Here is a 20,451-nt window from a genome sequence, read left to right as displayed (position 1 = left end):
GATTGCAAGGAGTATCCATGTCCTCTCAACTAAGTGCTGGCGCGGACACCGTGTGGGGTCCGCTGGCGCAGCCCATCACAGCTCCCGCTGACCTCCGCGAAGGATCTCCCCCGTGGCGCGACAATGCGTGGCTTCCTTTTTGGGACGACGAGAACGGGATATACGGCACCGTCCATGTCTCGACCTCGCCGAACGCAGGCGCGCGCCAGGCGCGGTTCAGTTTGCAAACACCGAACGGAACGATCGAGCTCATTGAACCTCTGGACCCGGGGAGCTTTGAGAGTAAATCCATCCGGCTGGATCTTGACACCGGTTTCACCATCTCTACCTCGGAAGTGACCGCCGAACTTCGGTTCATGCCTCAGTTCGCGCGGGCCGACTTCGTCGGCGACGCCTCGCCAAAGGCGTTCGGCGGCTACGCCGAGACGGGAGCTCTCAAGCACTACCAGCAGGCGGCCTCGGTCGTTGGCTCGGTCAACCTCCGAGGACAGGAATCCGCGGTTGACGGATCCGGATTCCGCGATCGAACCTGGGGATTTCGTGACGAGACGATCGGGATGTCCGAGTACTTCGGGTTCATGTGGAAATTCGAAACCTTTGCCTTGAGTGTGATGAGGTTGTACGGCAGTGACGGCTCTGATCATGCAACGGGATTCCTGCTCGGCGATACCGCGACGCCGGTGGCCGGCGTCAGTTCGTTCACACGCGACGGCAGCGGACTGTTCGTCGAGGCAGAGATCGAGCTGGACTCCGGCGATCGGCTCACCGTGGCCTCGGTAGGCCGGCCAGCCGGACAGTGGGTTCCGATGGGGCCTCCGCGGACGGGCGCAGTGATGAGCGCCTACGACGAATTCCACACGTTCAGGACCGCGTCGGGGGAGGCCGGTGGCGGAATCGTCGAGCAGGGGTATGTCCGGCGGGGCGTCTGATCGATCCGGACGAATTCGACTGCCGTCACCGCACATGGCACCGGCACTCGATTCGCCGAGCAGCGGCATATCAGCTTGCGGTACGGGTACGCCCGCGTCGCACTCAGCTCGCCGACGTGACGCCGAGGGGCTAGCGGGATGGACTCGACGACCGTCGCTCAGCATGGTGATGGCGACACAATCCCCGTCGATGCGACCGGCGTGTGGCAGGGTGAGGGCAAAGCGGTACGAGGCGGTTCTCGGCACGGGACTGCGCCGAGTCCGAGGCCAGGGCAGGTCCCGGCATCACTCGGTGATGGCACTTATCGACGAGGGCATCACGTCAGCCTCGTAGAGGTCCCTGGCCGAAACATCGTAAAAGTAGGGTGGCATTCAACTCGGCGAGCGTGGATGGCGGGGTTCGTCGCCGGGGTGTGAGAGTGGGGCGGCGTGGTGTCGTGCCTCTTCCCGGCGGCGAACACCGTGGCGATTCCCCGAGCGTGCTCGAAGATGAATCGACTAAAGCGTACTGTTCTCGTGAATCTTCCGTTGAGTGTGAATAGTCGATGAAGGCACGCGGTTCGTTCTTGTAGGTTTGCTCGCTCATGAAATCCACCGCATGAAGGATTGTCAACTGTCCGGAGTATGGATTTAGCCGATTTCAGTCCCGCAGTAGTTCGTGTAGGTGAAGTCCAACTGGGAACTGGCCCCCTATTGCGGTTGAGTATGACATGGCGGTGATGCGGTGAAAATATTGCAGCGTGTCGGACGGTGTTCACCAGACGGCCACTAGCCTCGGGATTTCGTCTTCCGCGGGGTGAGGGTGGCGTGTAACGCACGGAAGTGCCTGCCCGGTAGTGGATTCTTGGCTTGTCGAAGGTCAAGGTCCGCCACTCAGAGAGGCACTCCGCAGGTGAAGACTAACCTCTATCCGAGTCTGATTCTCGACCGCGGCCGCGAGTCGCTGATCTCGTCGTCGGGAGCGCTGCTGCTTCGTGGGTCCGCCCGGGTCGCGGGGTTGGACCGAGCCTTGTCCGCAGCGTTGGAACCGTGGCGGCCTCCGCGATCGATCCACGATCCGGGCAAAGTACTGATCGACCTGGCGACCGCAGTTGCACTCGGTGGTGACTGCGTCGCTGACCTGGCGGTGGTGCGGGCCCAGCCCGAACTGTTCGGGCCGGTCGCCTCCGACGCGACAGTGTCACGGCTGGTCACCGCCCTCGCCGGCGACGTCGACACCGTTCTGCCCACGATCCGGGCTGCCCGCGCCCGGGCACGGCAGCGGTGTGGGCACGCCGCCGGCCACTGGCCGGTATCGCCGGCAGTCGGGACGGTGGCCAGGTGATCGTCGACCTGGACTCGACATTGGTGACCGCGCACTCGGACAAGGAACTGGCGCAACCCACTCACAAGCGGACGTTCGGGTTCTCGCCGATGTGCGTGTTTGTCGACCACGGTGAGCGCGGCACCGGGGAACCGCTGATCCTTCACCTGCGGCCCTGGCAAAGCCTCACCGTGGAGCAAGGCCGATCACATCGCCGCACTCGACTGTGCGCTGGACCAACTGCCCGCGGCAGAGCGGGGTCAGGTGCTTGTGCGCACCGACTCCGGAGGATGTTCCAAGGCGTTCCTGCATCACATCACCGATGCCGGGCTTGAGTACTCGATCGGGTTCCCCGCCCACGAAACCGTGAAGGCGGCGATCGAGGCGATTCCCGTGCAGGCGTGGCGTTCGTCGGTGGACGGGGACGGCGAAGCCCGCGACGGCGCCCAGGTTGCCGAGCTGACCGGATGGATGCCGACTCCGACCAGGGCCACCCGTCCCGGCCCGAAGGACTGGCCCGCCGGGATGCGGGTCATCGTCCGTCGTGAACGGCCGCATCCCGGTGCGCAACTACGGTTGACCGATTCCGACGGCTGGCGGATAACGTGCTTCGCCACCAACACCCGCGGACCCGGGTGGACCCTGGCGACACTTGAGATCCGACACCGGCAACGCGCCCGGGCCGAAGACCGCATCCGTGGGCTCAAGGACACCGGCATGAGGAACCTGCCCTTCCACGGATTTGCGCAGAACCAGATCTGGTTCGAAATCGTCTCCCTTGCAGCCGAACTACTCGCTTGGACCTAACCCCTGTCCTGGGACGAACACGAACCAGTCCGCCGTTGGGAACCCAAACGCCTGCGCCTGCGGATCCTCGCCATCGCAGGACGAACCATCCACACCGGCCGGAAGCGACTACTCCGACTTCCCCGAGGCTGGCCCTACAACCACCTCATCGATACCGCCTGGACGCTCCGCATCGCCTGACCACCCCTCACCGACCCAACGACCATCCACGGAGAACCGGCGACCGCAGCGCCCGGCGACCTCGCACGCCCATGCCCGAAGAACCTCACTACCGGCCATCTATCCGCAGGCCAGTCCGCGAGACGAAAGATCGAGGCTAGAGGCAGTTGGGCTGCTTGGTCACCTCGCCGACCACATTCGTCCGATCCTCGATGCCTTCGATACTGTCCCGGCGACGGTTGATGAAGCTGGTTGTCAAATAGTGGATGTTTCGGTCGAAACCGAATTCGTCTGGCGGGAAGAAAGGTCCGGGTGGCACATCGGTGGCTCGACCCGCTATCCACACCCCGAATGCGGTCGTAAGCATTGGCTTCCAGCTTCGTTCATGCCGCTAATGAGCGTGCGTCCATCACCACGATTCATGAAGGTGGAACTTCCGGGCACCGCATGACGTGGGCACCGCTATGGCGTTGACACTCTGCAGTGAGGTAGCTAACCTTAACGACATTACACACAACGTACTTTGTCTCGACGTTTGAGTTTGGTTTTCCTATGTCGTGGCTCTGCAGAACGCAAGTAGTGCATGTCGGTTTGAGGCAGGTAGCAACCCGTCTCTGCCCGCGGATTTAGCTGCGCATTGCGAGAGCTGACATTCAACGCCACATGCGGAGTCCCGAAGCGCTGCCCAGCGAGGGCTGGTAGCTCTCAGAAGTGATTCATTCAGTCGTACAGAATGCTGCAACTTGAGTATCGGATGGAAAAGGAGTCAGGCTGATGGGAAGAGTTTCGGAAAAGGCAGCCTTTATCACGGGTGCAGCCCATGCTATGGCTCGCGAGCGATGAAGCTCGCTATGTCACTGGTGTTGCACTCGCGGTTGACGCTGGAAACACCGTAAAGCCTTGAGCTGTCACGCAGTGCACATAAGGCTGCAATTCAGGGGCGTCTTCCGTGTAAACGGAAGTCACCCTGATCCAATAGATTGGAAAGGAGTGAGAAATGCGAGTTGAGATTGACACGACCAAATGTCAGGGGCATGGCCGCTGTTATCTATTAGCTCCTGAAGTATTCGATATGGATGAAGAAGGCATGGGAATTGTGACCAACCTTCGGCCAGCGGTCGAGTACCTTGATAGCGCGCGGAGCGCGGTCGAAAATTGTCCCGAGACTGCAATTTCGATGAGGGAATGAACATCGACATCGCGGCATCACAATTACCTACACGGCCGGATGCCCCGTATCCGACCCCGAAACTATGAAAAGGTGACCCCTCTCGTAATCTGGCGGCCCGCACAGTGGACATCCTGCACGTTGTGGGCATGCTCGCAGAACTGCGGTGGCGGATCGCCCATTAGCAGGCGCACTGCGGCGAGCAACATTGACTCGTCGCGAAGTCGGACCCCGCAGGCCGACCCCCTGCGGGTCGGTCCGGTTGAGCTTTGATTGCCCCGCCGACGATGTGAGCCTCGACAAATTCCATGGGCAATCGAGATTCGCCGACACGAGTGACAATTCGGTGCTTGCGCGAGAAGGAAGAGTGATTGTGTTGCGCGTAGTCGCGATCCGCGCCAGGATTCTCGTAATCCATTGCTGAACAATGCGTCCGCTTATGGCAGGCGTTGAACTAAAACCGATAGTCGTGAGTGCACGACTATCGTTCCGATCGAGTAGCGCGACTGCGTTTCACGACGTGGGGAAGACGACCCTGATCGAGGATCCGCCGATCCTGTTGGAGGACGATCTCCGCGCGCAGAGGTAGCGCGCTAAGACCGCGGTGCTCCAGATCTATGAGCACACGGGCTGCATGTTCCTCAGGGTGATGCGACTAAGGCCAGCTCGGGTGACGATGAATTGGCATCGGATTGCCGTCGAAGGGCGGTGTTCACTATCACTACGTGAGCGTAGTGCCAGGCCCTGTGAGACGGGGCGGTGCGAGGGGTGTATCCCGCCCTCCGGGTGTCATGTCAACCAACGCCGAGGCGGTCCTTCGTGTTGTCGTTGAGACGACAAACGAATGTTGTATACTTGAAGCGTGGTGATCGTGCAATACGTGTACGTCCAGCTGTCGCGAACTGCTAGTGATTTATAGGCCACGCTGAATAGTTTGATAACCGAGTGGAAGCTCAAGGTGACATGGCGCGCAGGAAAGCAGGGAACGTCCTCAGTAAAGATGGCGAGGAAGCCCGCTCGCAGATTCTCCATGCTGCGCAGAAGGTGATCTTGCGCTTCGGTTTGGCGAAGACGACGATGGAGGATATAGCGACGGAGGCTGGAGTTTCACGTCCGACGGTATACCGGTACTTCCAGGATCGTACTGAATTGACCTCAGTGCTGATCGATTGGCGCGCTCGAGAAGTGCTGGAGGCTAGCAGGGAACTTCTTCAAAGGGAGGGATCCTTTGAGGATAATCTCATTGCGGGTCTGATTCATACCGTCGCCTTGGCGCGCGAAGATCCGATCGTGGCTATGGTTCTGGCCCCGGCAAATCAGCGAGGAGAGTCGTGGTCGGAAACTCTTGAGTTGGCTGCCGAGTTAACGGCCGACCTTTGGGAGCCTTTTCTGAAGGAGGCGAGGACCCGGGGTGAAATGAGAAGTGACCTCAACTCGTCGGAAGTCTACACTTGGCTCGCACTTGTGCAGTTTGCACTGTTCAACAGCATGGAATCCATGGAACCCAGCGATCCTGCCCATGCGCGGATGTTGAAAACGTTCGTCCTTCCAGCCCTCGTAGCGCCGACCGATGGCGTCACGGTTCGCAAGGGTCGCCCCGTGTCTAAAAACCTGAAGCGCCAGTAAAAAGCCTCCATGGCGCAGTGATTCGGAGGGCTCGGGTTGCTCAACACAGGGAAGGTGCGCGTCGGCGATTGGGCTCAGCAGTTTTCGCGGATCGGAGCGTGCTGGTGTGACCGAGGTGGTTGGGTTGGATAGAGTGACGCGTGGTGGATGGCCATATTGCGGGGCGCCTGCACACAATCACCTTCCTTGCATCTGAAGATCACCCGTGCCTCCCGTTTGCAGGACTGTGCCTTTGCAATCCGCCGCAGGCTTCGCGATGGGAAAGGGGACGGCCGCTACGTCTACCGCCGGTGGCCGCGTCAACAGGCAGTCCAATTCTTTCAGGAAGCAAAGGGAATCTCGTCGTTTCGGCTCACCCATCCCGGACACCACGTCGGTGGCTCCAGGCTTAGTAGCTGTCCCACCGAATGAGCCATCATCGGTGACTCGGCGCCATGTTGCTCGCCCTCGGCCTGATCGGGCTTTCCCGCGACATCGTTGGGGATGCATGATTGAGGGGTGAAAGAAGCCCGTGCCTTTGCAACGTATTGTGTCGGATGAATCGATGTAGCCGATGACCGGTGTCGATTCGTTCGCGACGCAACGCGACGTGTCCGGTTCGGTCACGGCGGAGTTGGCGGCGGCCGGATTCGAGGATGCCCAGGAGATCGGCCGCGGCGGTTCCGGGGTCGTGTACCGGTGCACGCAGGCTGCGCTCGATCGCACGGTGGCGGTTAAGGTCCTCACTGCCGACCTCGACGAGGAGAATCGGGCACGGTTCCTGCGTGAGCAGCGTGCGGCCGGCCGGCTGACCGGTCACCCCAGTATCGTCAATGTTCTCCACGCCGATGTCACCGGCAACGGCAGGCCCTTCATCGTGATGCCGTACCACGCCGGGGGGGTCGCTCGACGAGCGGATCGGGCGTCACGGACCGCTCCCGCTGGAGGAAGCTTTGCGACTCGGGGTGAAGATGGCCGGCGCGCTGGCGGCCGCGCACCGCCTCGGGATCCTGCACCGCGACGTCAAGCCCGGGAACATCCTGTTCACCGACTACGGCGAGCCCGCGCTGGCGGATTTCGGCAGCGCTCACATCGCCGGCGGGTTCGAAACCACGGCCGGCGTCGTGACGGGTTCGCCGGCGTTCACCGCCCCGAGGTTGTCGCGGGCGAGCCTCCGAGTCCCGCCGCCGATGTGTACGGCCTCGGTGCCACCCTGTTCGCGGCGATCACCGGTCATGCGGCGTTCGAACGCCGCAGCGGCGAGCAGGTGGTGGCACAGTTCCTGAGGATCACGTCCGAGCCGGTGCCGAACCCGCGCGAACACGGCGTCTCCGAAGGCGTCAGCGCGCTCATCGAACGTGCCATGTCGGCCGAAGTCGGCGCTCGTCCCTCTGCCGTGGAACTGGGTCGGCAACTCCGCGAGTCGCAGCGTCATCACGGCTTCCCGGTCGACGAGATGGCAATGCACACCGAACCGGCGGCAGTGCCGGGCGCATCGTCGGCCCGGCCGTCGTGGTCGCCGGCGGATTCGGGTCGAACGGGTGGACTTCCGCTGGAGCTGACCAGTTTCGTCGACCGCCGCACGGAACTGGCCGAGGCGACGAACCTGTTGTCGACGTCGCGGCTGGTGACGTTGACCGGAATCGGTGGTGTGGGGAAGACCCGGCTTGCTCTGCGTGCGGCCGCCAAGGTGCGACGGAACTTCTCGGACGGTGTGACGTTGGTGGAACTGGGTGAGCTGCGCGACGATACGCTGCTGGCGGGCCTGGTCGTGGCCGCGCTGGGGTTGCGTCACCAGTCGGCGCGACCCCCGCACGAGGTGCTCGTCGAGTTCTTTCTCCGCGTGAAGTGTTGTTGGTTCTGGACAACTGTGAGCAGGTTGTGGCCGCGGCAGCGAAGCTCGCCGAAATCCTGCTGCGCGCGTGCCCTCGGCTGCGAATTCTCGCGACGAGTCGCGAACCGCTCGGAATCGGTGGGGAAACAGCGGTTCTGATTCCCCCGTTGCCTGTCTCGGATCCGGATCACCTGCCGAAAGGATTGCCCCGCAACGATGCGGTCACCCTCTTCGCGGAACGCGGCGCTGCCGTAGTCCCGGGGTTCGAGCTGACCGAGGAGAACAAGGTCACCATTGCCCGAATCTGTCAGCGGCTGGACGGGCTGCCGCTACCGATCGAACTGGCTGCGGCCCGGCTTCGCGCGATGACGCCCGATCAGATCCTGCAGCGTCTCACTGATCGTTACCTGCTGCTCACTCGTGGCAGCAGGGACGCGCCGTCGCGGCAGCAGACGTTGCGGATGTGCATCGACTGGAGCTTTGACCTGTGCACTCCTGCGGAGCGACGGATGTGGGCGCAGCTCTCGGTGTTCGCGGGCAGTTTCGAGCTCGAGGCCGCGGAACAGGTCTGCGATGGTGACGACGTAGACGACCTCCTCGACACCGTGACGTTTCTCGTCGACAAGTCGATCCGCGGTGCGGTTCCGAATGCTCGAGACCGTACGCGCCTACGGGCGGGAAAAGTTGCAGGAGAGTGGCGACTACACCGCGCTTCGCCGTCGGCACCGCGACTGGTGTGAGTGGCTGGCGGTCGAGGCGGAATCCGAATGGATCAGTTCCCGGCAGCTCGCGTTGATCGCCAGACTGGGTCGGGAACAACCGAATATCCGTGAGGCGCTGGATTTCTGGGTGTCCGACAAACCCGCAACGGGACTGCGGATCGCTGCCGCACTATGCCCTTTCTGGCTTTCCCAGGGGTCGCTCAACGAGGGGCGTCGGTGGCTCGGTCGCCTTCTGTCCCGCAAGGTTGGTACCCTCACTGTCGAACGAGCCAAAGCGACATTTGCATATAGCCTGATGAGCGGACTGCAGGGTGACCTTCAGGGGTCGGCGGACCTGGTGGAAGCTTGTCGTACGCTCGTCGACCAGTCGAATAACGCCTTGATTCGCGCACACATCGACCACGCCGCTGGATATCGCACTGTTCGGAGGGAAACTGTCCGATGGACGCTCGCTTCTTGAAAGTGCGGTCAGCGTGTACATCGCACGGGACGACCTCTTGTTTCAGGTCCTCGCTCTCGACGGCCTCGGCATCACGTGCGAACTGCAGAACGACACCGAGCGGGCCATCGAATGCTACGAGCACGTGCGCACAATTACGGAGGCGCGGGGCGAAATCCGTGCATCGGGCACATACTTTGTGGACGCTAGCAATTGCGGTGTGGCGAAAAGGTGGTCGCACGTGAGCTACTCGCCTACTCGTGCAGGCACTGAAGACGGGCAGAAAAGTCAACGACCGAATGAACAACAGCATGTGCATTCAAGCACTGGCATGGATCGCAGCTGAGGAAGAGAATCCCAGGCGTGCGATCATGTTGGCTGGAAGTCGCAGAGCAGCTCAGTCGGTCAGTAGGGAGCTCGCCGGTGCTGTTGCCGGACATGCTCGTGTACCAGGACGAGTACGAGGGTAAGACTCGACAGGTGATGACTAAGCAGGCCTTCGCCGCGGGATACCGGGAGGGCAGTATGCCCGATTTCGAGGCCGCCGTCGCCTACGCACTGGGCGAGAGATTTTTGAATCCCCGCTGCAGCTGCTAGTTGTTGCGGGTCATGACGTTGTAGACGCCGGGCGGAGCATGGGCTGAGCGTAGGGGACGGGGCCTTCCGACGGCAGGATGAGAAGTACCACCAACGCATCCGCCGACAGAAAGAACCCGTCCGTGCTCCACCGTAACGCCCCGCTCTCCGTCGAGGGTCGCCGCCGACTCGTCGAGCGGTGTCAGACCCGTCCCATCGCCCACGTCGCCGCGGAAATGGGCATTTCCCGTGCCTGCGCGAGCAAGTGGGTGAACCGCTATCGCGAGTTCGGGGAACTCGGACTGCTCGACCGCCCAAGCACCCCGCACCACCAGCCCACCGCCACCCCGGCCGAGATGGTGACGCGGATCGAGACGCTGCGCCGCGACAAGAAGTGGTCGTCCCGACGGATCGCTCTGGAATTGTCCGTAGAGGGCACCAGGATTTCGGTGCGCACCGTGAGCCGCCACCTGGCCCACCTCGGGTTGAACCGCCGCCGGTTCCTCGACCCGACCGGCGAGTCCAACCGGGCGCCGCTCCGGATCGTCGCCCGCTGGCAGGGGCACATGGTGCACGTGGACGTGAAGAAGGTCGGCCGGATCCCCGACGGCGGTGGCTGGCGTGCCCACGGCAAGGGCTCTGATCAGGCGAAGGCCGTCGAACGCGCCAAGGCTGCCGGAGCCCGCGCCGGATACGTGTACCTGCACTCCGCAGTCGACGGGTTCTCCCGCCTTGCCTACACCGAGGCTTTGACCGATGAGAAAGCCTCCACGGCAATCGGATTCATGCATCGAGCCCGGGTGTTCTTCGCAGCACACGGCATCGGCCACATCAATCGGATCGTCACCGACAACGGCTCATGCTACCGCGCGAAAGACTTCGCCAAGGTTCTGCACGGCGCGCGCCACCAGCGGATCAACCCATACACCCCACGCCACAATGGCAAGGTCGAGCGCTACAACTTCGATCCTGTCCGAGGAGTTCCTCTACGCCCGAACCTGGACCAGCGAGCAGCAGCGCTCACAAGCTCTCGAAGTGTGGAACGTGCACTACAACTACCATCGACCTCACACTGCCGCTGGAAACCGGCCACCCGCGAGCAAGCTCCACGCCGGTGTCACCAACGTCATGGCCTCATACAGCTAGTCCATCGGTCACGCCGACCAAGCGTAAGCTTGAGATCGCCGAACTCATTGCTGAAGGACTGACCAACAGGAGATCGCAGCTCGCCTGGTGATCTCGCCTCGCACCGCGCAGGGGCACGTAGACTACCTTTTGGTCAAGCTGGGATTCACCTCGCGGGCACAAATTGCGGCATGGGTAGTGGAATCGGCGAGATCGAGCGATGCCGCACAGTAGCACCCCCACACGAACGAGGACACCGTGTTACGGGTTTGGAAGCATCCGTGGCCGGATCCGCAGCTCGATGTCCATTCCGGTGCGTGCCGGAGCCACGATAGTGTGCGGATCCGTCGAGACATCACCGACGGCCAAGTTTAGCCCGGCGACTGATGCCCGTCGCGGTCCATGATGAGTACGTCCGTCAGACCTGTGATGCGGGGACACCGTGCATGGTGCGACCTCCCGGCGGAAGTCACAACATGACGAGCGGCGCATTGATCTCGTCGACGAGTCGGGTGCCCATGCGGGGCGCGTGAACCCCAGCTTCCCGGCGGGGTTGTCGCTTGCCAGGGTGATGGGACCACCTCGTTGCCACGAGCATGGGACCACCCGAAGATGTCATCGAGCATCGACCTCGCCTTCTGAACTGTCAACCGCGCCATGCCCCAGACGGGTGCGTTGCCGATAGGACGGGCCCTCGATGACGAGGGTGTGCGCCGAGGAAGTGAGCCGGTCGATCGCCGACTGCGCGAGCAGGGCGTCGGTGATCATCGACAGCCATTCCGACGGTTCCCTATTCGAGCTGACGATCGTCGCCTTGCGGCGATGCCGCCCGACGACCAGTTCGTAGAAGTCATTGGTCTCGGTGGCGTCGAGCGGGCGAAGTGCGAAATCGTCGACTAAACCCGATGTCGGGATTAATCGATTTATTCCGACCCCGGAATTATCCCGATATGGGTATCGAAGCGGCGGCATTGATGCAGGTGAGGGGCATCTGCGGATAGATCCGGATGAATTCGGGTCGGGATAATCCCGCGTGTTCCAGGCTCCGTCGGTGGCGCAGGTTGCTCCACCGACGGAGGAGGTGTCCGATGGGCACGATTTCATGGATGCGTGGTGCGGGACCGCTGGTGCCGTTCGCGGTGGGCTTCGAGGAGGAGTTGCGCGGACTCGGGCATCGACCCGGCGCCGTCCGGCACCACATGGTGTTGATGGGGCAGCTCGATCGGTGGCTGACCGGCGAGGGTCTTACGGTCGAGGACCTGAGTATTGCTCTGGTGGAAGGATTCTTGGCATCCCGGCGGGCGAGTGGTCGTCGGCGGGTGCCGACGGTGGCGACCGTGGCGCGCCTGTTGGAGTATCTGCGGGACCGGCAGGTGGTACCGCTCGAGACGCTGGCGACGCCGACGAGTCGTGACGAGATGTTGGTCCGCTATCGCCACCATCTGATTGTTGCGCGGGGACTGGCCCCGACCACGATTCGACGCTACGAGCGGTTCGCGCGCCGATTCCTGGCGGGTCGGGGGCATCGCGCACCGGAGACCACCGAATCCACCGAAGTCATCGACGACGTCCGCGAGGTGTGCCTGCAACGACGCGAGAACGTCGTCATCGAAGGCACCCTGCAATGGGGTCCGCTCGGCGACATCCTCATGGCCCAGCTCAGTGAGCACGACTACACCGATGTACACATCGTCGACATCGAAGTACCCGCATCGATTGCCCAGGAGCAGGCGGTGCGACGGTGGTGGGAGGGCCGGCTCCGGGGGATCAGCGGGCACGACCGGATGGGCGGCCGGTTCACACCACCAGTGGCGATCGCCCGACTTTACGAGGAGGGTCCGGTGAGTCGCTGTGCTCCGCGGCACGCCTTCGTCGTGACGGTGCTACCGGCTGTCTGAGGGCGGCAGGGCGTGGACATCAGGCGGCGATTCATTCACACGGCGTATTGACATCTGACTGGGAATCACTCCTGTTTCGGTTGTCAAAGGTGCTCGTGCAAGCGATGTCTCGTGTAGTTGCTGTTGGGGCGGCGATCTGAGTCGATACGCGAACGGGCGGCACGACCCATGTGGGTCGTTGTCGAAGGTCGGCTCGCTGCGTACCTCACACGACATCATCTGGAGTCTGGGCAGCTACCTCACGACACCTGTGCTCGAAGACTGCATGGACGCTTCGATCACCTGCTGCTTCTACTGTGCGGGACCGTGGATGTGGTTGTCCGCGCGCTGCATGTGGCGCTGGGCCTGCCGACGAGGGGCGCTGCTCGGCCGAGCTGCACGAGGTGTGGAATACAGGTCATGTCGTGGCGCGCTACGGCGTCGATCCTGCAGTGAATGCCGCAACTGGAGGTGTGGGCCGGTGAGGTTCCGGACACGCTGCCATGGTTTTCTGGGACGGCTACGACGACTACCTTCCGATCCTTCTCGGCCTTTCTGTCGTTCACTCGGTGGTATGCCTCACCGACGGATTTCCGGCCGCGTGACCGACGGCGTTCACCGCGACCCTGGGGTCGGCTGTTCGGTTTCGCGGGAGCTGCGCAGGCCAACATTTTCGGGGAGTGCGCCATGGTTCTTAGGGTGCTCGCCGCAGGCGTATCGGTGCTTGGTGCAGAATCCTCTGGTGAAATCGAAGCCCCTTGAGGATGAACATTGGTGGTCATTGACGTGGAGGTCGGTGGCGTTCTTGGTCGCTGGTGGTGCGGCGTATCTCGCGTATCGCAAGCAGCGAACCGCAGATCTGTCGCATGCCCTTGCGACGCGGAGTCTCGATTCCGATGCGTTGAGCGAGTTACGGACTCGGTTCGCTACGGCTGTCGAGCAGCTCTCACACACGTCGGCGGCGGTGCGAATGGCCGGCGCGTATGCGCTCGCAACGATTGCTGATGAATGGCTCGAGCGGGACAACGTTCCGCAAGCGCAGATGTGCGTGGAGGTGCTTTGCGGCTATCTGAGGTTGCCGTACAAGCGTGATTCGGGGAAGAATTTCCAGACGAAGCGTGTGGTCAAGCGGAATCTCGACGATAAGGTCTCTGAGGAGGAGCACTTCGAGTTCCCGCAGAATGATCGTGCTGTGCGTGCGACGATAACGGGCATCGTCGCGCAACGACTCATGTCGAAAGGTGGCGATTGGGACCCGCGGCCGTGGGCGCGGTTGTCTCTCGATTTCACTGACGCCCATCTGGTCGATGCTTACTTCTTTAGCAGTGTGTTCCCAAGGATGATGATCTTCAGGCGAACTCGTTTTGAGGGCATGGCGGTTTTCGCGCTGGCTCGCTTCGAGCTGGCGATCTTCGAGCAGTGCACCTTTGAATCCGATGCGATCTTCTCTGGCGCGCACTTCGCTGAGCATTTGCAGATTGTGGGTGCACCGTTCGTGGCAGAGAGCGGCGAACCCAGCGATGAGTCGGCGGACGTGCTTACACGCGTAGGTGGGAGGGCTATGTTCGCCGACGCGGTCTTTGACGGTGGCGTAAAGGTCAGTGATACTGAGTTTCAGTCTGCTGTGACCTTCGCGGGAGCAACCTTCAATCAGGTGGTCGGCTTCGATGGTATCGATGGACAGGAGTTCGATTTCTCGGAGGCGAAGTTCAAGGACGGCGGCATGCTGCAGAACGTCGTCAGTGTCGGCGAGGTGACATTCAAGTGCCCAGTTTGAGAAGCCGTTGGTCAGTCGGATCGCGATCTGGCACACGCCTGTCGACGGTGATCCACGTGGCTGGTCCGAAGCGCCGGGCGCCAATATCCTCGAAGTTGGTGTCGGGGCCGGGTCGGGAAATTCGATGAGCGACGGTACTGCCGAAGTGGATACCGAGACCGTCGCAGAAGCGACGGCGGCTGAACATTGACCGCTGATATGACTGAGTCTACCCCGATGCCCATCGGCGATCACGGGATACGCCCGCCTCCTCGATCGGCTCGCCGACGGGCATGGCGGCATTAGCGCTGTGCTGCGTTGGTTAGCATCTCGGCAACTAGATCGAGATCATCTGGGGTGATGCCCTGGCCGCCAGCACTCGCGCAAAAGTCGGCAAGGCAGCTCTCTACAGTCGATGGTCGAGCAAGCAAGATCTACTTACCAAGGCGGTCCACTCGTTCAGCGACCGAGGCATGCCTGACACCGGGAACATCAGGCGGGATCTCGTTCAGATGGCAGAGCAGTTCATCGAGGACTTGCGGACTCCGTACGGTCTGGCCGAACTGCGGTTGCAGCTCGAAGCCAAGGTCTATCCGGAGATCCTCGGCCGTGCAATGGACCCCGTCCGCCAGCGGTGGATCGAGTCGGCGAGGGATTCGATCGCTGAAGCGGTGGCTCGTGGTGAGCTACTGGAAGATGTCTCCGCCACTGTGATTTTCGACCTTATCCGTGGCGCGGTGATCAATCGTTACCTGCTCGTGCCGATGGACCGACAAGATCGGTTCTTTGCTGCGAAAACCACGTTTGCCAACGACATCGTCGATGCGGCACTCCGTTCTGCTATACGGGATGATTCTGCTCTTTTGTGATTGCGGCGGCGCGGACCTGAAGGGGCAGTGCCGTCTCAATCTCGCAATCACGTAGCGATTCTCGTCGATAAGAGGGGCCTCAACGACTTCGCTGCGCGGTGCTACGCCAGCTGGGCAGCGAAGATGCAGTGCGGAAGACCGTCGGCGACCGGACGGAAGTTCGCCTCCAGTGCATCGGTCAGCCCATCGAGCTTCCACGTAGCGGTGTTCTCGACAGAGAGCGAATCTCCTCCGGACTGCTGTAGAGCCCGACCTGGTACCCCTGCGCCGAGAGAACTCGATCGGAGAGCCAGTCGGATCGTCCGCTCGCCATGAACAATGCAAGGGGAGCAATGTTGTCGGGAGAGTGCTCGGACTGGTCAAAGTCCCCGGCGTCGATCTTCTTGTCGTCGGGCACCGTTGCGGTCAGCCGAGTCTCCGCACCCGGAGCAATGGCGTTGGCTGTAACGCCGTAGCGAGCAAGCAAGCCCCTGCGCAAGCGAATACGTGAGGCCGACAGTGCCCATCTTCGCAGCACCGTAGTTCGGCGGCCGGGGGAGTCCTGCAAGCCGGACACCGACGTGAAGTTGATGATCCAATAGTGCCCGTCGAGGTTGCGCTGTTATCGGAAGTAGGCTGCCGCAGGGCGGACCGTGCTGTAGTGACCCTTGAAGAGAACGCAGATGACAGCATCCCAGTCGGCCTCCACGAGGTTGAAGATCATGCGGTCGCGGAGGATGCCGGCGACATTGACGAGAATATCGAGCCTCCCGTACGTTTCGATCGCGGTCCGGACAGCCGTGACCTGTCGCTACATCTGCGATGTCTCCACCGTCGGAAACCGCGCGACCACCTGCTGCAACGATCTCCGCGGCTACGTCGCGGGCCGCTCCCTGGTCACCACCGTTGTCGTCCGGACTGCTTCCCGGGTCGTCGATGACCAGGGGGCTCCCTGCCTGGCAAACAGCCTCGCGATGGATGCCCCGATGCCGCGACCCAGCCCCGGCAATGATAGCGACCTTGTTGTCAAGCTCTCCATGTGGAGTCTCCTTCGTGAGTGTCGTCCCCTGACGATCGCCGGTCGTCAAGGCCTCTCGCGCGTCGGTCGGCGCCTGTCTGATCATCGCCGTACCACCGGTCGACACGGCCACGAGCACTGCCTGCTCGCGTTCAACTCGGTCGGCCTCGTCCGACTTACCGTTGGCGCTCATCCAGCGAACAGATCCAGCAGACCGACGGCCACCAGGACGGCGACGACGATGTCGGCCGCACCGAGAGCAAAGACCCATTGATGTGAACATTCCCAGCATCCGCCGGGACCGTCACGAGGAGCCGAGGCCCCGCCCCTTCGTCGCATCAAACGCGGCCCCTTGAAATCCACTTAGCGATCGTTATACTTCGGCTATCGAGACGACCGGGAGGTCGTGACCCGCAGGAGTGCGCATGAAAGTAGTTCTACCCTTGTCTTCGCCGACGGGCGCGCTCGCCGACGTCCCGGACATGGCACGAGAGGCCGAGGCGAGCGGATTCGACGGCGTCTCGTTCAGTGAGGTCGTCTCGGATCCCATCCTGCACCTGACGATCGCGGCAGGGGTGACCACGCGCGTCGACCTACTGACCAACATCGTCGTGGCCTTCGCCCGGACGCCGATGACCCTGGCGGTGCAGGGTCGCGCCCTGCAGGACTACAGCGGCGGCCGTCTGTCGCTCGGTCTCGGCAGCCAGATCAAGCCGCACATCGAGAAACGGTTCTCGATGCCGTGGAGCGCCCCCGCCCCGCGGATGGCCGAGTTCGTCTCCGCGATGCGGGCTATCTGGGAGTCGTGGGCCACCGGTGAGAAGTTGGACTTCCGTGGCGACTTCTACACGCACACCCTGATGACTCCCATGTTCACGCCGCCGTCCGAACAGCCGGCACCGGAAGTTCTTCTCGCCGCGGTCGGGGAGAAGATGACCGAGACCGTGGGTCGCGTCGCCGACGGAATCCTGTTGCATCCCTTCACCACCGACCGCTATGTGCGGGAGGTGACGCTTCCCGCGCTGGAACGCGGGCGACGTGCACCGGGTGCGCCCGGGGGCGACCCGGAGATCATCGCGTCCGGATTCGTTGTCACCGGGCACACCGAGGAGGAACTGGCCGCATCGAAGACTGCGGTACGACGGCAGATCGCGTTCTACGGTTCGACCCCCGCCTACCGGCCGGTCCTCGACCTGCACGGCCTGGGCGACCTCGGCGACGAACTCAACCGGCTGTCGAAGGCGCCGGACGACAACAAGTGGGCCACGATGGGCGCTCTCATCGACGACGAGATTCTCGGACTCTTCGCGGTCGAGGGCGGCCCCGCTGAGGCGGCGAAGGCGCTCTATGAGCGCTCGGGTGACGTCGCGACCCGCTACACCATCAACAACGTTGGCGTCCGCACACCGGAACTGCAACGCGAGGTCGCGAAGTTCCTCCAGGCCAATCACCCCCACACCGACGGAAGATCCTCGTGAACGTGTACGACGCGGTGCGGTAAAAGCGTTCTTTCGCCAGTTCACCGACTGACCAGTCGACCGCGCCGTCCTCGACCGGGTCTTCGACGCCGCGACCCGATCACCTTCCGGCGGCAATCTGCAACCGTGGCACACCTACGTCGTGTCGGGCGCCTCGCGCGACCGGCTCGTCGAGGGGGTGGCTGGCGTCTCGCCGCCAGCGATGGGCGACGTTCCGCAGTACCCGATCTATCCCGAGGGTCTAAACCTGAATGCACGTGTGTCACGAACGTTGAAAGGAGCTTGATGTGGGAAGAGCTTCTTGAAACGATGCTGCGTAAGAGATGAGGGTGTATGGCTCCCTCGGAGCCGTCCTGTGGAGGAGGGCCACAAGCCGCCCACTGCTGCGTTGGCTGAAGACCGTCGTGGTGAGCGATATGGGAAAAGGCGCACAAGATGCGTCAGGCAGGATCGGGAAGACGAGCAGTCACAGCTGTTGAAATGTCGTAACAGGTTCGGATGGCATCAAAACCGGGGTATGTGTATGGCGCCGGGATGAGTCTGGCGGGAGTCCCGCCTACTGGCCGGGCGATGTGCGGAATAGAGGCGACATGAGCCCGATCTGCCGTTCTTGCGTGGAACGTGAGAAGACGCGGAACGGCACTCGACCCTCAAGGTCGAATTAATCTATTGGCCCGCGACCATATTCGCAACAAGAGCGGGCGGAGTGGGCGTTGTTTCGGTATATCGACACCTGGTACAACCCGCGCAGGATCCAAGCCGGCCTGGAGGGACCCTCACCGGACGAGTACGAACGCGCCTACCACGTCGCAATCACCCTGCTCACCGGCACCATGCAGATGTCGGAGCGGTTCGCGTGCAGGGTCGTTGGGCTCTCCCGATCCGCGTTTCGGCGGCTGCCATTGGCGCAGACGTCGGACGACCCGGATGCTCCGAATGTTGTGTGGGCAGTGGACTTCAGTTCGACTCGACCGTTGACGGCAAGACGGTGAAGATCGCGTCGATGGTCAACGAGCATACCCGGATGTCGTTGCTGAACATCGTGGACCGCTCGATCACCGCCGACCGGTTGATCGAGGGCTTGGAGAAGGCGTTCGCGATGTGGGGTGTCCGCCGCTGGTGTTGCGCATGGACAACGGGCCCGAGTTCATCTCCGAGGCACTGCGCACCTTCTGTGCTGGGTCGGTGGGGGTGTCCTACATTCCGCCGGGCACGCTGTGGAACAACGGGTTCATCGAGTCGTTCAACAACCGGCTGCGCGATGAGTGTCTCGATCGCAACTACTGGCCCACGCTGCTCGAGGCCCGGGTGGTGATCGAGGACTTCAAGGACGACCACAATCATCGGCACCGTCATTCGGCGCTGGGTACCAAACTCCTGCCGAGCACGCACGCACCGGCACCAGCCGGTGGCGTGCGAGATCGACTGATCGACTGCACGTAGGAATCGGCTCTAGAAGCGACCGGACCGACTATCGGGGACCTGCCACGACCATACGCGGCCAATCTGATCCGAACTAGCTGCGCGCCTGCTAGATTGCGTGTGTGCGGTCTCGCGGCGTTAATAGAATGGCCATGACAATCGCCTTTAAGTCGGTGGAGATGCCGGGCCGCTGACGCAGATTTCCAATGCGAACAACGTCATTGACAACCGATCGTGCTGCGTGTATCAGCACTCGTGCTGCGGGATTCGTCAAATCTGATCGAAGAGTCTGTAGGCTCCGCGTCCAGAACTCCAGTTCTGCGCGTAGCGCTTGTCTGATGTGGTGCGCATCGGCGCTGTCGAGACTCATGGATTCGACTACGTACAGCCCGAAGAGCTCTCGATTTGCAAGTGCCAGTCCGACAAAATCATGTACCAGTCGCTGTATGCGCTGCGCTGGGGACAAGGCTGAATCCGATAACTTGATTCTGTTAATGGCAAGTTCTTCCGATACCCGAAACAAGCCGCCGGCGAGAAGGTCTGATTTTGCCGGGAAGTAGTGATAGATGCTCGAGGCTGCAATTCCAGTTTCCTTGCCAATGGATTCCATTGTTACGGAATGGTATCCGTGTTCATGGAATTGACGTATGGCAGCGGTCAGCAAAAGGTCCCGTATGGAATCAGAGTGGCTCTGAGGAGAGAGTGCCCTGCGATTATCGAAGTGGTCCCGATCGTGAGAATATGATTCGGAGAACGTCGTAGTGGTGTGGCAAGGTCGACTTGCGGAATCTGCTGCCGCAGCCAACCATCGTCGATAGGTACTGTGTGCCATATCTACCGAAATCAGCGAGGGGCTGCCCAAGACAGCCAAGGTGGAGACAGCGGCAAGACGCAGCGTTCGCTCGGGTGTGTTGGGGTACACGCGTTTGAGCAGAGTGTGTATATGGTCTCCGATCGCACTGAAACGCATACCGGCATCCGCCAGCAAGGTGGAGTCGAGATGACGCGCATCACGCTGAAGTAGCACCCAGAAGTTGCGATGGTGTAGCGCCGCTTCAGCGAAGAGTGCAAGTGCATCCTCGAACGGCATGTTTCTCGTTTCGGCGACCAAGGCTTCTGCCCGTTCAAGGTCAACGTTCAGTGCTGCATGGAGTAGGGATTGCTTATTCTTGTAGTGACGATAGAGTGCGGGGGCTGTCAGGCCTACGTCCTCTGCCACTTGCCGTATGGAAACGTTCTGGTAGCCCTGTTTACGGAATCGGTCCGCTGCTGCCTTTGCGAGTTGCGCTCGTCGCTGACTGACGCGTGGCGTCGGCGAGGGATCTAGGGGAGTGGCGGCATTCATAACCCAGCGCCCTTCTAGGCTTCGGCAGATCGCGTGGTCG

General features: G+C 62.0%; 11 protein-coding genes and 6 pseudogenes. 13 read left to right on the top strand and 4 right to left on the bottom strand.

What is annotated here, in order from left to right:
- Nucleotides 1–17: 17 nt before the first annotated feature.
- From JQT59_RS38580 to JQT59_RS38575, 7 genes and pseudogenes are all read left to right on the top strand, one after another.
- Complete coding sequence (locus JQT59_RS38580; protein ID WP_502939768.1) at nucleotides 18–929, top strand: DUF7064 domain-containing protein; 912 nt, start codon at nucleotides 18–20, stop codon at nucleotides 927–929.
- An 892-nt stretch (nucleotides 930–1,821) separates the two neighbouring features.
- Nucleotides 1,822–3,219, top strand: a pseudogene (locus JQT59_RS34630) (IS1380 family transposase).
- 976 nt (nucleotides 3,220–4,195) lie between these two features.
- Nucleotides 4,196–4,387 carry a ferredoxin gene (locus tag JQT59_RS34625; protein ID WP_213574127.1) on the top strand — a complete coding sequence of 64 codons (192 nt, stop codon included), beginning with the start codon at nucleotides 4,196–4,198 and terminating at the stop codon, nucleotides 4,385–4,387.
- Nucleotides 4,388–5,329: 942 nt separating this feature from the next.
- Nucleotides 5,330–5,992 carry a TetR/AcrR family transcriptional regulator gene (locus JQT59_RS34620; RefSeq protein ID WP_213574125.1) on the top strand — a complete coding sequence of 221 codons (663 nt, stop codon included), beginning with the start codon at nucleotides 5,330–5,332 and terminating at the stop codon, nucleotides 5,990–5,992.
- A gap of 553 nt (nucleotides 5,993–6,545) precedes the next feature.
- Nucleotides 6,546–9,536: pseudogene (locus tag JQT59_RS37850) on the top strand (protein kinase domain-containing protein); the annotation flags it as partial.
- A 149-nt stretch (nucleotides 9,537–9,685) separates the two neighbouring features.
- A pseudogene (locus JQT59_RS34610) lies at nucleotides 9,686–10,688 on the top strand (IS481 family transposase).
- Nucleotides 10,657–10,901, top strand: a pseudogene (locus JQT59_RS38575) (response regulator transcription factor); the annotation flags it as partial. The pseudogenes JQT59_RS34610 and JQT59_RS38575, both read left to right, overlap by 32 nt.
- A gap of 381 nt (nucleotides 10,902–11,282) precedes the next feature.
- Here the strand turns inward: JQT59_RS38575 and JQT59_RS34600 are convergent.
- A pseudogene (locus tag JQT59_RS34600) lies at nucleotides 11,283–11,567 on the bottom strand (ATP-binding protein); the annotation flags it as partial.
- 188 nt (nucleotides 11,568–11,755) lie between these two features.
- Between JQT59_RS34600 and JQT59_RS34595 the strand changes: the two are divergent.
- The 3 genes from JQT59_RS34595 to JQT59_RS34585 all read left to right on the top strand — a co-directional run bounded on the left by JQT59_RS34595 (nucleotide 11,756) and on the right by JQT59_RS34585 (nucleotide 15,169).
- Nucleotides 11,756–12,565: a hypothetical protein gene (locus tag JQT59_RS34595; protein ID WP_213574121.1), complete on the top strand. Its 810-nt coding sequence runs from the start codon at nucleotides 11,756–11,758 to the stop codon at nucleotides 12,563–12,565.
- Between the two features lie 775 nt (nucleotides 12,566–13,340).
- Nucleotides 13,341–14,321 (top strand): pentapeptide repeat-containing protein, encoded by a 981-nt coding sequence (locus tag JQT59_RS34590; RefSeq protein ID WP_213574119.1) that lies wholly within the window; start codon nucleotides 13,341–13,343, stop codon nucleotides 14,319–14,321.
- Nucleotides 14,322–14,773: 452 nt separating this feature from the next.
- Nucleotides 14,774–15,169, top strand: coding sequence for a TetR-like C-terminal domain-containing protein (locus JQT59_RS34585; RefSeq protein ID WP_213574117.1), 396 nt, complete (start codon nucleotides 14,774–14,776; stop codon nucleotides 15,167–15,169).
- Between the two features lie 178 nt (nucleotides 15,170–15,347).
- Here JQT59_RS34585 and JQT59_RS34580 read toward each other — a convergent pair whose 3' ends face one another.
- Nucleotides 15,348–15,647, bottom strand: coding sequence for an SDR family oxidoreductase (locus JQT59_RS34580; RefSeq protein WP_213574115.1), 300 nt, complete (start codon nucleotides 15,645–15,647; stop codon nucleotides 15,348–15,350).
- A 123-nt stretch (nucleotides 15,648–15,770) separates the two neighbouring features.
- Complete coding sequence (locus tag JQT59_RS38570) at nucleotides 15,771–15,908, bottom strand: hypothetical protein (protein WP_502939892.1); 138 nt, start codon at nucleotides 15,906–15,908, stop codon at nucleotides 15,771–15,773.
- A gap of 683 nt (nucleotides 15,909–16,591) precedes the next feature.
- Between JQT59_RS38570 and JQT59_RS34570 the strand changes: the two genes are divergently transcribed.
- The 3 genes and pseudogenes from JQT59_RS34570 to JQT59_RS34560 all read left to right on the top strand — a co-directional run bounded on the left by JQT59_RS34570 (nucleotide 16,592) and on the right by JQT59_RS34560 (nucleotide 19,087).
- A complete protein-coding gene (locus tag JQT59_RS34570; protein WP_213574113.1) occupies nucleotides 16,592–17,644 on the top strand; it encodes a TIGR03617 family F420-dependent LLM class oxidoreductase in 1,053 nt (350 codons plus the stop codon).
- Between the two features lie 112 nt (nucleotides 17,645–17,756).
- Nucleotides 17,757–17,930: pseudogene (locus tag JQT59_RS37450) on the top strand (hypothetical protein); the annotation flags it as partial.
- 842 nt (nucleotides 17,931–18,772) lie between these two features.
- Nucleotides 18,773–19,087 (top strand): integrase core domain-containing protein, encoded by a 315-nt coding sequence (locus JQT59_RS34560; protein ID WP_213574111.1) that lies wholly within the window; start codon nucleotides 18,773–18,775, stop codon nucleotides 19,085–19,087.
- Nucleotides 19,088–19,175: 88 nt separating this feature from the next.
- Here the strand turns inward: JQT59_RS34560 and JQT59_RS34555 are convergent, their stop codons facing one another.
- Nucleotides 19,176–20,411, bottom strand: a complete 1,236-nt coding sequence (locus tag JQT59_RS34555; protein WP_213574109.1) for a TetR/AcrR family transcriptional regulator — start codon at nucleotides 20,409–20,411, stop codon at nucleotides 19,176–19,178.
- Nucleotides 20,412–20,451 lie beyond the last annotated feature (40 nt).

The organism is Rhodococcus sp. USK13 (genome assembly GCF_018343855.1).
Lineage (GTDB): Bacteria > Actinomycetota > Actinomycetes > Mycobacteriales > Mycobacteriaceae > Rhodococcus_F > Rhodococcus_F oxybenzonivorans.
This window is presented reverse-complemented; position numbering and strand designations above follow the sequence as displayed.